The organism is Zobellella iuensis (assembly GCF_016746085.1).
GTDB classification, from domain to species: Bacteria; Pseudomonadota; Gammaproteobacteria; order Enterobacterales; family Aeromonadaceae; genus Oceanimonas; species Oceanimonas iuensis.
The window spans coordinates 47,952-59,217 of record NZ_JAERTZ010000020.1 but is presented as its reverse complement, the minus strand read 5'-3'; the positions used below and the strand labels follow the sequence as shown (position 1 = coordinate 59,217).

At 66.4% G+C, this 11,266-nt stretch carries 9 protein-coding genes; 4 read left to right on the top strand and 5 right to left on the bottom strand.

Annotated features, from left to right (window positions below; translation table 11 throughout):
• The 4 genes from JKV55_RS09470 to JKV55_RS09455 all read right to left on the bottom strand — a co-directional run.
• Nucleotides 1-615 (bottom strand): aconitate B (locus tag JKV55_RS09470; RefSeq protein WP_500814673.1); only part of this gene is annotated, 615 nt, incomplete at its 3' end.
• A 50-nt stretch (nt 616-665) separates the two neighbouring features.
• Nucleotides 666-2,621 carry a tripartite tricarboxylate transporter permease gene (locus JKV55_RS09465; protein ID WP_202084591.1) on the bottom strand — a complete coding sequence of 652 codons (1,956 nt, stop codon included), beginning with the start codon at nt 2,619-2,621 and terminating at the stop codon, nt 666-668.
• 33 nt (nt 2,622-2,654) lie between these two features.
• Nucleotides 2,655-3,734, bottom strand: a complete 1,080-nt coding sequence (locus JKV55_RS09460; protein ID WP_202084589.1) for a type 2 periplasmic-binding domain-containing protein — start codon at nt 3,732-3,734, stop codon at nt 2,655-2,657.
• Between the two features lie 49 nt (nt 3,735-3,783).
• Nucleotides 3,784-4,842 (bottom strand): 4-oxalomesaconate tautomerase, encoded by a 1,059-nt coding sequence (locus JKV55_RS09455; protein ID WP_202084587.1) that lies wholly within the window; start codon nt 4,840-4,842, stop codon nt 3,784-3,786.
• A 109-nt stretch (nt 4,843-4,951) separates the two neighbouring features.
• Between JKV55_RS09455 and JKV55_RS09450 the strand changes: the two genes are divergently transcribed.
• On the top strand, nt 4,952-5,848 hold the full coding sequence (locus JKV55_RS09450; RefSeq protein ID WP_202084585.1) for a LysR family transcriptional regulator: 897 nt from the start codon (nt 4,952-4,954) through the stop codon (nt 5,846-5,848).
• Nucleotides 5,849-5,890: 42 nt separating this feature from the next.
• Here JKV55_RS09450 and JKV55_RS09445 read toward each other — a convergent pair whose 3' ends face one another.
• Nucleotides 5,891-6,622 carry a glycerophosphoryl diester phosphodiesterase gene (locus tag JKV55_RS09445; RefSeq protein WP_202084583.1) on the bottom strand — a complete coding sequence of 244 codons (732 nt, stop codon included), beginning with the start codon at nt 6,620-6,622 and terminating at the stop codon, nt 5,891-5,893.
• 375 nt (nt 6,623-6,997) lie between these two features.
• Here JKV55_RS09445 and JKV55_RS20160 point away from each other — a divergent pair, with 375 nt between their 5' ends.
• Genes JKV55_RS20160 through JKV55_RS09430 form a run of 3 tightly spaced genes read left to right on the top strand, consistent with a single transcriptional unit; the run spans nt 6,998 to nt 11,248 of the window.
• Nucleotides 6,998-8,191: a methyl-accepting chemotaxis protein gene (locus JKV55_RS20160; protein WP_202084581.1), complete on the top strand. Its 1,194-nt coding sequence runs from the start codon at nt 6,998-7,000 to the stop codon at nt 8,189-8,191.
• A 7-nt stretch (nt 8,192-8,198) separates the two neighbouring features.
• Nucleotides 8,199-9,107 carry a nitrate- and nitrite sensing domain-containing protein gene (locus JKV55_RS09435; RefSeq protein ID WP_202084579.1) on the top strand — a complete coding sequence of 303 codons (909 nt, stop codon included), beginning with the start codon at nt 8,199-8,201 and terminating at the stop codon, nt 9,105-9,107.
• A gap of 11 nt (nt 9,108-9,118) precedes the next feature.
• Nucleotides 9,119-11,248 (top strand): putative bifunctional diguanylate cyclase/phosphodiesterase, encoded by a 2,130-nt coding sequence (locus tag JKV55_RS09430; RefSeq protein WP_202084577.1) that lies wholly within the window; start codon nt 9,119-9,121, stop codon nt 11,246-11,248.
• Nucleotides 11,249-11,266 lie beyond the last annotated feature (18 nt).

Below are 11,266 nucleotides of genomic sequence, written 5' to 3'. Positions count from 1 at the left end.
GGCGTTTTTCAGCATGGCCAGGGCGTGCAGCGGGATATCCGGGCGGGACCAGGCATCCTGGGCCGGGGACAGATCGTCGGTGTTGGTTTCACCGGGCACCTTGAACACGGTCATGGTGATCTTGTCGGCCAGGGCGGGACGGCCCAGGAACCACTCGGCGTCGGCCCAGGACTGCAGCACCTGCTTGGCATGGCCGTTGCCGGCCTTGGCCTTGTCGGCCACGTCGTGGAAAGAGTCGAACATCAGCAGGGTGTGGGACAGGGCCTTGGCGGCGATGGGCGCCAGGGCGGCGACGTCGAGCAATTCGATCAGCGGCTGGATATTGTAGCCGCCCTGCATGGTGCCCAGCAGCTCGGTGGCCTGGGCGGCAGACACCACCGGGGAACTCACTTCGCCCTTGGCCACGGCGGCGAGGAAACCGGCCTTGACATAGGCGGCTTCGTCGACCCCGGGGGGGACGCGGGTGGAAAGGAGTTCATAAAGGAAGGATTCTTCGCCGGCGGGTGGGTTCTTGAGGTGTTCAACCAGGGCGGCCACCTGGGTAGCGTTCAGGGGCAGGGGGGCCAGGCCGTCGGCGGCACGCTCGGCGGCCTGGTTGCGGTAGTGTTCAAGCACGATGAGGTCCTTTTGTTGAATAAGGCGGGGCTCGGGGAGCCCCGCCAGGGTTACAGGTTGATCAGGCTCAGCAGGTAGGGGTCCAGCAGGCCGGCGGGGTAGTCGATGCTCATGGCCTTGCCGATGCCCACCAGGAACAGCAGCTGTCCCGCCGCCACCGTGCCCGACAGTCGCCAGCGGGAGCCGGCGAACAGGCGCAGGAACAGCAGGGTGAAGATCACCGAGGTGCTGATAAAGCCCAGGGTGAAATAGAGCAGGGCAACGCCGAGGAACAGGCTGATGTAGAGCAGCTCACGGCCAACCCGCTGGCTGCCGGTGCCGGGTTCGGCTGCACGTCGGCGCGAACCGAAGACCAGCGCCAGGGCCGAGCCGGCGGTGAGCAGGATGGCGAACAGCGGGAAGGCCCGGGTCAGCTCTGACCGTCCCCACACATCGAACAGGGCGAGGGCGCAGACGACGAGCAGCAGGGCGATGATGGCACCGTCCAGCCGGTTCAGCGGCGCGCGGGCCGGCTGTTCCTGTGAGTCTTCCTGTGGCTGCGACCTGGCTGCCAGACGCTTGCGGATCAAGGGCACTATGATGCTGAGCAGGATCAGGCCGGCGATGATCAGCACACCGGGGCGCTGCATCCAGCCGTAACCGTAGAACTGGATGCTCTGGAAGAAGTAGTTCTCGGCGCCGGCCGCCAGCACGAAGCCGATCAGGAAGGCCGGGCGCGACCAGTTGGCGCTTTTCAGCAAGATCCCCAGGGTGGCGATGACGGCCAGCACCACGAAGTCGCCCAGGCTCTGGGTGGCCTGGTAGGCGGCGAACAGGATCAGGGTGAGCAGCACCGGGGCCATGCGCGAGAACGGGATCCGGGTGAGCATGGCCACCGGCGAGGCCAGCCCCAGGCAGAGCAGGGCGCCGAGGATATTGGCCAGGGCCAGGGACCAGACGATGGTGTAGGTCAGGCTCAGGTTGGAGCCCACCATGGAGATACCGGGCTGGATGCCGAGCAGCAGCATGCCGCCGAGGAACACCGCCGCCGTGCCCGAGCCGGGCACCCCGAACAGCAGCGTGGGGATCATGCTGCCGCTGGCGCAGGCGTTGTTGGCGGACTCGGGGGCGATGACACCACGTATGTCTCCCTTGCCGAAGCTGGATTTGTCCTTGCTCGACTGCATGGCGAAGCCGTAGGTCATCCAGTCCACCACAGAGCCGGCCAGGCCGGGGATGGCGCCGACCAGGCTGCCGAACACCGAGCATTTGCCCACCAGCGGCAGGTTCCTGAACACGTCGCGCACGCCCTGCCCCCAGCCGCTGCCGAGGCTGTTGCCCTTGCCGGAGATGGACTTGTTGCGGATCAGCAGCTCGATGATTTCGGGCAGGGCGAAGATGCCCAGTCCCACCACCACCAGGGGGATGCCGTCGTACAGATAGTCGATGCCCAGGGTCATGCGGAACTCCCCGGTGGCCGGGGCCGCGCCTATGGTGCCCACCAGCAGGCCGACGCCACAGGCGGCCAATCCCTTGAACAGGCTGCCGCCGGAAAGGGCGGCGACCACGCTCAGCCCCAGCAGGGTGAGCATGAACAGCTCCGCCGAGGAAAACGACAGCACCAACGGCCGCGCCACTATGATAAAGCCGCTGAGGATGATGGCCCCCGCCACCCCACCGATCAGCGAGGAGGTGAAGGCGGCGGAGAGGGCGCGGGCCGCCTGGCCCTGCTTGGCGAGGGGAAAACCGTCCATGACCGTGGCCTGGGAAGCGCTGGAGCCGGGAATGCCCATCAGTACCGAGGTGAAGGTATCGCCGGTGGGCACCACCGCGACCAGCCCCATCAGCATGCCCAGGCCGACGGACGGCTCCATGCCATAGAGGAAGGGAAGCAGCAGGGACATGCCAGCGATACCGCCCAGGCCGGGAATGATCCCGATAATCAGGCCGATCACCACCCCCAGCACCAGATAACTGAGGTGCACGACGGTGAGGATCTGGCCCAGTGCTGCCAGTAATTCGTTCATGAAGTTAGCTCCTTGCGGCCGGATCAGGCCGGCTTATTCCACCGACACATTGAATTTGGACTTCAACCAGTCCTTGACCCAGGCTTGCAGCTCCGGCGTCATGTTCACCGCCTGCTTGAGGTGCACTTCCACCACGGCGCCGATCAGGTTCTGATAGGGGCCTATCTGCTCGACCGCATCCCGTTGGAAGGCTTCATCCTCGACCATGCGATCCACCGCCAGCAGCAGCTCCTGTTTCATGGGCGCGGGAATGTCCTTGGGCACCAGCAGCACTTTCTGCAGGGCAAAACCGGCGGTCAGAAACTTGTGGTAGGCGTCGTACTGCATGCCTTTTGGCTCTTCGCCCCTGTATTCCTTATAGACCTCCTCGAAGGTCGGGATATCCGGGAAGGCCGGGTCGCGGATCACCTGGCCTTCGTCGTTGATGATGCCGAGAGAGAACAGGGGCACCGCCTTGTTACCGTTCACCAGGTCGGTGACCGAGTTGATATAGGCGGACGTGGTCTGGAAGTCGATCTTGGCCTCGCCCCGTTCGAACGCCAGCCGGCCTTCGCCCCGGCTGGTCATGCCGAATACCGGTCGCAGATCCAGGCCGAGCAGGTCGAGCGCCAGCATTACCGGCAGCTCCAGCTGGGTGGGCCCCTGGGCGGCAAAGGGCAGGGTCACGCCGGCCAGCTTGCCCAGATCCTTGCCGGTGCTGACCCCGAGACCGGGCTGGATATAGACCACGCCGCCGGTGGGGGAGGCCATGATCGGGGTCCATTTATCGAAGTCGTAGCGAACCCGGGAATCACCCAGCATATAGGGATAGAGGGTGGAGGCGGAAATGCCCAGCATCTCGCTGCCGTTGCTTCTTGCCCGCATGTAGAACAGGTTGGTGCCGGTGATGGAGCCGCCGCCGGGTACGTTTTTGATCACCAGGGTCGGCGAGCCGGGCAGCTGTTTGGTCAGGTGGGGCGACATGAAGCGGGCCCAGACGTCGGTGCCGCCGCCGACCCCGAAGGGGATGGTCCAGTTGATGGTCGAGGGCAGGGCTTGCGCCAGTAAGGGTGCCGAGAGGGTGCAGGTGCCGGCCAGCAGGGTGGCACTCAATAACATCTTCAGTTTTTTCATGATTGACCTTCCTATGGTGAGTTTGCCTGGTGAGTGATGGCCACATTATTCAGGGTAGAAAAATGGTGCCGCTCAGTATCTTGCGGGCCGTGCGGATAAGGGACACGGCGGTAATGCTGTGCTCATCGTTATCGCTCTTGTTGATTTCCAGCTCCAGCATGCCCGAGGGGTGCTCGATGCTGATGGTGGCCGCCGCGGAAGCGGGCGTCAGCCCCGAGGCGACGGAGCCTTCGATGCCACAGGCGGTGGCGATGGCGATACTGCCGGTCACCGCCAGTGCCTTGTGGCAGCTGTGGGGCACGAAATAGCGGGCGTGGATATCACCGCCATGGCGGGCGGGAGCCAGCAACACCGGCTTGGGGATCACCTGGTTGCTGACGTCGCCCATGCCCATCAGTTGTCCGGCCTGGCGACGGATGTGCTCGATCCTGGCCAGCAGCACCCTATCCTGGTCGAGTTCGGCGGGGGATTCATAACCGGTCTTGCCCAAATCCAGGGCCCGGATCAATACGCAGGGGGTGGCGGCATCGATACAGGTAACGGTGATACCGTCGATGGTATCCGTGACCCGGCCGGTGGGAAACAGCCGGCCGGTCTTGGCTCCCTGTACATCCAGAAAGGTCAGCTTGATCGGCGCCGCCGGGTTGGGGGCGCCGCTGATCAGGGCATCGCCTTCGTAGCTGATCTTGCCGTTCGGCGTCGCCACCTGGGCGTGAATGATCTTGTTGGTGTTGAGGTTGCGGATCCGCACCTGGGTGACGGGTGAGCCGGCGGCCACCAGGCCGGTTTCGATGGCGAAGGGGGCCACGCCTGCCAGCATGTTGCCGCAATTGGGGGAAAAATCCACGCTGTGCTCTTTGACTCCTACTTGGGCGAAGAGGTAATCCACGTCGGCGGCGGGGTCGGTGGAGAGTCCGACCATGGCAACCTTGCTGGTCAGGCTGTTGCCGCCGCCGATACCGTCCAGCTGCAGTTCATGGCCAGAGCCCATGATCTTCTGCAGCATCAGGGCGCAATCATCACGGTTCGCGGGCAGCTCGCTGAGCTTGAGGTAGGGCCCCCGGGAGGTGCCGCCGCGCATGATGATACAGGAAATGGATTGTGACATGGTTGTTTCCCACAGGTTGCTTTCTTGGAGGGGAGGTTGTCACAGTTTTGACATTTGCATCAAATGCAAAGAAAATAGGTTATTGATTTGTTATTTGCATTAATAGCCTATGCACCAGATTGAATTCAAGGACCTGGCGATCTTTATCCGGGTGGCCGAGAGCGGCAACTTCCATGAGGCGGCGGAATTCGTGCACCTGTCCCAGCCGGCCTTGAGCCGGCGCATGCAGCGGCTGGAGGCGATACTGGGCACGCCCTTGTTCGAGCGCACCACCCGCAAGACCTGGCTGACCCCGGCCGGGCGGGAATTCCTGCCCAAGGCGCGCCGCATGCTGGAGGATTTCGAGCTGTCGGTGCTGGGCATCAAGGAAATGGCCACCCACCAGAAAGGCAAGGTCACTATCGCCTGCATACCGACCGCGGCCTTCTATTTCTTACCCGGCGTGATCCGCGAGTTTAACCAGCTTTACCCCGGTATTCGCATCAAGATCCTCGACGTTAGCGCCAATGAAGGGCTGGAGTGCGTGATCCGCGGGGACGCGGATTTCGGTATCAACATGGCGATTGCCCAGTATCCGGAAGTCAGCTTTACCCACCTGCTGGACGATCCCTTCGTGGTCTGCATTCGGCGGGATCATCCCCTGGCGCAACAGCAGGACATCGGCTGGGCGGACATGGAGCCCCACAAGCTCATCACCGTCAGCAAGGACAGCGGCAACCGAACCCTGCTGGACAGCGCCCTGGTGGAAAGCAATGTCAGGCTGAACGGCTTTTACGAGGTGCAGCACCTGTCGACGTCGCTGGGGCTGGTGGAAATGGGGCTGGGGATAGCGGTGATACCGCGACTGGCGATGCCGAGCAACGACAGCTCCATGCTCACCTGCCGGCCGTTGCGGGGGGCCTCGATCAAACGGGTGATCGGGGTGGTCAGGCGAACCCATACCAGCATCACCCCGGCGGCGGATCTCTTTATCAACATCCTGCTGGATAAATGGTCGAAACCCTGAAACCCGAGGGCGGCGGCCAGGGCCGCCGCCCCGTGTTCAATATCAGCCGGCGGGCCAGCCCGCGTCCAGGTAGTCCTGGGGCTTGTCGGTGAACAGCATGTCCACGCCCCAGGCGGGAAAGTCCTTCACCTTGTCCGGGGTATTGGCGGTGTAGCAGTGCAGCCGGTAGCCGGCGGCCTTGACCGCCTCGGCCTGCTCCCGGCTTAGGTAGCGGTAGTTGCAGTGCAGGGCGGCGCACTCGAGCTGCTCCAGCTGCTGCTGCCAGTCGTCGGGGATATGCTCCACCAGCAGGCCGCGGGGTACCTCCGGCTGCAGCACCTGCAAATAGCGCAGGCAGTCGGGATCGAAGCTGGAGAACAACAGGCTGGCCTTGTCGACCCCGTGCTTGTCAATCAGCTTGCTGACCTTGCGGCACAGCCGGCCGGCGTCGTCCTTGTCGTATACCTTGAGCTCGACGTTGACCCTGATGCCGAGCTCCCGGGCCAGGGCCAGGTAGTCCCTGAGCCGGGGGATGCGCTCCTGCCCGAAGGCCGGGTCGAACCAGCTGCCCGCGTCCAGCTTGCGCAGTTGGTCCCAGTCGTACTTGCGCAGCTTGCCCTTGCCGTCGCTGCAGCGGTTGACCTTTTCGTCGTGGAGCACCACCACCTTCTCGTCCTTGGTCAGCTGCACGTCTATCTCTACCCAGGAGAGGCCCAGCTCGGCGGCTTTTCGCAGGCCGGCCAGGGTGTTTTCCGGGGCCAGGCTGGCCACCCCTCTGTGTCCGCACAAGATCATCGCAATGTCCTTCTAAAATGGGTCCTTGGCCGAGGGTAAAGCGTCACCATGACAGATTTGTGACAAGACCGCCAGCCAGGCGGTCCCGCGTTATCCATGGTGCGTCCGGCCGGCGTTTTGCCGGGCCCGGCCGGGGGTGATGAAGCCGGCGCCGGCCTTTTATTGCACTTATTCGGGGCGCCGAGCCGGCGCCCCGCACCTTGGGGAGGCATTCGGCACCGGCCCGGGGCCCGGTTTCTCCCCTCCTTTCCCTGATCCGGCCGGGTCAGGGCTTCTGGCGGGAGCTGGCGCAATTATTGCTTAGCCAAACTAACTCTATGGTATTACCCCTATGGGATTAGTGGCGAGCGGCTGCCCGGGGTTTAAGGAGAAGACATGGACAAGTTGCTGGAGCGCCCTGTAGCAGGGACGCGGAGCCAGGGGCGGCAAGGCAGCCTGGCGCGCTGGCTGGTGGCGGCCTGGGGCGGGCCGGCCCTGGGGCTGGTGCTGTACTGGGCGCTGCCGTCGGCCACCTCCGCCGCCCTGGCGGTGTTGCTGGCGCTGGCGGGCCTGGCGGCGGCCCTGCTGCTGTGGCGCCAGTACCGCCGGGGACTGCAGGCGCTGGCCGGTTTCGCCACCGAGCTGGGGGGCGGGCGACTGACGGCGCGGCTGCCGACGGCCCGCGAGAACGACTTCACCCCGGTATCGGAACAGCTGAATGGTGCCATACGGGGCTTTTCTGGCGTACTGATCGAACTAGGCCGGGCGGCGGACGAGCTGCACAGCGTGGCGGCGGAGGCGACGCTCAATGCCGCCGCCGGCGAGGAAGGGGTGCGCGCCCAGCGCGACACCACGGTGTCGGCCGCCGCCACCCTGGAAGAGCTGATCACCAGCCTGGCCGGTACCCGGGACGGCGCCGCCGAGGCGGCCCGGGCCGCGGAAATGGCGGTGGCCGAGGCACGCCAGGGCGCCGGCCTGGTGAGTGCCGTGGATCAATCGATGCACGGCCTGGCCCGGGACGTGAGCGAGGCCGCCGGTGCCGCCGCCGCCCTGGCCGACGGCTCCCGCAAGATCGGCTCCATCGCCACCATCATCGCCGAGATAGCGGCGCGCACCAACCTGCTGGCGCTCAACGCCGCCATCGAAGCGGCCCGGGCCGGGGATGCCGGCCGCGGTTTCGCGGTGGTGGCCGACGAGGTGCGCCAGCTGGCGGAGCGTACCACCAGCGCCACCAGCGACATCAATGCCCTGATCGGCGACGTCCAGCACAAGGCCGGCTACCTGACCCAGGTGGTGGAGGCGGCCGACGACAAGTCGAAGCAGAGCGCCCGCCAGGCGGCGGAGGCGGCGGTGGCGCTCGCTTCCATCGAGGAGGCGGCGCTGTCGTCGCTCAGCCGCATGCAGGAGATCGCCGAGGCCAACGCCGGCCAGAGCGTGGCGGGGGAGCAGATCGCCATCGACAACCAGAAGGTGGCGGAGCTGGCCGACGGCAACGCCAGTCGGGTGAGCGAGAGCAGCGAACTGGCCCGTTATCTGGAACAACTGGTCGCCCGGCTCAAGGAGCGGGTGGCGAGCTACCGCTATGAGTGAGGCCGAGATGAACAGCATGATTATCGGGGTATTGGCGGCCGTCCTGCTGGGCGGTCTGTGGTGGGGCTGGCGCAGGCGGAGGCTGCAGGCCTGGCTGTTGCCGCAGCGGGCCCGGGTCGGGCTCGACTGCGCCGCCGATCTGGTGGCGCTGGTGGCCGACATGCAGCAGCACAGGGGCATGAGCGGAGCCTGGCTGGCCGGCGATCAGGGCTTCGCCGGCCGGCTGCCGGCCAAGCAGCAGGCGGTGGAGCGCCGCTTCCAGGCGCTGCTGGTCCACGGCGAACGGGAACAGCGGGAGCGCTACTGCTGCTTCAGCCGGGAGCAGGTGGCGGTGCTGCAGCGGCAGTGGCAGGCCCTGGTGCAGGGGCTGGCGGCCAGCACCCCGGAGCAGAATTTCCAGGCCCACTGCCGGCTGGTGTCGGTACTGCTCGAATGGCTGGCGGCGGTGGCCGAGGCCCGCATCGAGCAGCCCGGGGTGGTGCCCGGCGAGGGCAACAGCGAGCGCAACTTCGGCCATCGCCTGCCCGCCCTGGCGGAGTGCCTGGGCCAGGCCCGGGCCCTGGGCAGCTCGGTGGCGGCGCGGCGCTATTGTCCGCCGGTGGCCCGGGTGCGGCTGCTGTTCCTCACCGGGCGGGCCGAGTCGCTGCTGGCCCAGGCCCTGGCCGCCGGCGGCCGGGGCGCCGAGGTGGACGCGGCCCAGCAGGCGGTGCAGGCCTTCGTCTCGGCCCTGCGCGGCCGGCTGCTGGCGGCGGACGCCACCGGCCTGTCCGCCACCGACTGTTTCAACCTGGGCACGGCGGCGGTGGACGCGGTGTTCCGCTGGCTGGAGCAGGAGCGGCTGCGGCTGGACGGCGCCTTGTCCCGGGCCGATCGCCGGGCGCCGTCATGGGCCGACACCGCACCAGGGGCGCTATGACGGAGCAGGCGTTGAATCTGAATCACTCGCCACCGGTGGCAGGGCAGGCGCTGGCCGGACAGCCCTGTTTTCGCACCCTGCTCAACCGGCTGGACGGACTCATCTACCGAGCCGGGCTGAGCGGGGCCGCCTCTTTTGTCAGCACCGGCAGCGTGGCGCTGTGCGGTTATCACGCCGGCTGGCTGGAACGCCAGGAGCATGGTTTGCACCGGGCCCTGGTGGTGGAGGAAGACTGGCCCCGGGTGCAACGGACCTTGATGCGGGCGCGGGACGAGCAGGGGTATTACGCGCTCGAATACCGGTTGCGCTGTTGCGATGGCCGCCAGAAATGGGTGAAGGACAGCGGCCGGGCCCTGCCCCTCGGCGGGGGCGGGGTAGTATTCGAAGGCATGCTGAGCGACGTGCACGAGCAGGTGCAGGATCGCCATCGGCTGGCCCGGGCCGAGGCCCGCTACCAGGGTCTGTTCGACAACTCGGTGATCGGCATGTTCCAGAGCACGCCGGACGGCCACTACCTGGCCGCCAACCAGGCCCTGGCGGAGATGTACGGCTACGATTCGACCGACGCCCTGATGGCCGGCGTGCAGGACATCGGCAACCGGCTTTACGTCAGCCCCGGCCGGCGCGACGAATTCAAGCAGCAGATCCGCGAGCGGGGCTTCGTCAGCGACTTCGAGTCCGAGGTGTATCGCCAGGACGGCTCCACCCTGTGGATCGCCGAAACCGCCCATGCGGTGCACGATCTGGACGGCGAACTGCTCTACTACCAGGGCACGGTCGAGGACATCACCGAGCGCAAGCGTTATCAACAGCGGCTGGAATACCAGGCCAACTACGATCTGCTCACCGGTCTGCCCAATCGCCATCTGCTGGAGACACGCCTGGCCCAGAGCAAGGCGGCCTTGCTTCCGGGGCGGGGGCAGGTGGCCCTGGCCTTCGTGGATCTGGACAACTTCAAGGTGATCAACGACAGCCTGGGTCATGCCGCCGGCGACCGGTTGCTGATTGAAATCGCCCGGCGACTCGAGGCCGCCCTGTGCCCCGAGGATACGGTGGCCCGCTACGGCGGCGACGAGTTCGTGTTGCTGCTCCGGCACCAGGGCGAGCCGGCGGGTCTGCACCAGGCGCTGGAGCGGGTACTGGCCGAGGTCTCCGCGCCCCTGTTGCTGGACGGTCACGAACTGCTGGTGACCTGCAGCATCGGCGTGGCCCTGCTGGCGGTGGACGGCGACAACCTGGAAACCCTGCTGCAGCACGCGGACGCGGCCATGTATTCCGCCAAGTCCCGCGGGCGCTCTGGCCTGTGTTTCTACAACCGGCTGCTCAACTCGGCGGCGGTGGAGCGGCTGCGGCTGGAGGCGGCGTTGCGCCGGGCGCTGGAGCGGGGCGAGATCGACGTGCACTTCCAGCCCAAGGTGGACCGGGCAGGACGCCCCTTGTCGTTCGAGGCGCTGGTGCGCTGGCACAGCCCCGAGTTCGGCGCCATTTCGCCGGCGGTGTTCATTCCCATCGCCGAGGATACCGGCCAGATCGAGCCCATCACCGAGTTCGTGCTGGCCCGGGCCTGCCGGCTGGCCTGTACCTGGCCCCATGAGTTGGCGGTGGCGGTCAATCTGTCGCCCCGGCTGTTCTACTCCGGCGAGCTGTGCCGACGGGTGGAGCGAGCGCTGGCAACGAGCGGCCTGGCACCCCACCGGCTGGAGCTGGAGCTGACCGAGGGCATACTGATGGAGAAGAACATGAAGGCGGTGGAGCAGCTGCAGGCGCTGAAGGCGCTGGGGGTGCGGCTGGCGGTGGACGACTTCGGCACCGGCTATTCCTCGCTCGCCTACCTGCGCCGTTTTCCCCTCGATATCCTCAAGGTGGACAAGTCCTTCGTCGGCAACAGCACTCCGGACTCCAGCGACGCCATTCTGGTGCGGGCCATTACTTCGCTGGGCCGTGAGCTGGGGCTGACGGTGGTGGCGGAAGGGGTGGAAACCCGGGCCCAGTGGGATTTCCTGCGCCAGGCGGGCTGCGACGAGTTCCAGGGCTACCTCTTTGCCCGCCCCTTGCCCGCCGAGCAGACCCTCGAATGGCTCAAGCAGTATCCGGACAGCGGCTACCAGGCGCCGCACGCGCTGCCGCGGGCCCTGGCCTGAGTCGGTGGCCTCCGCCGT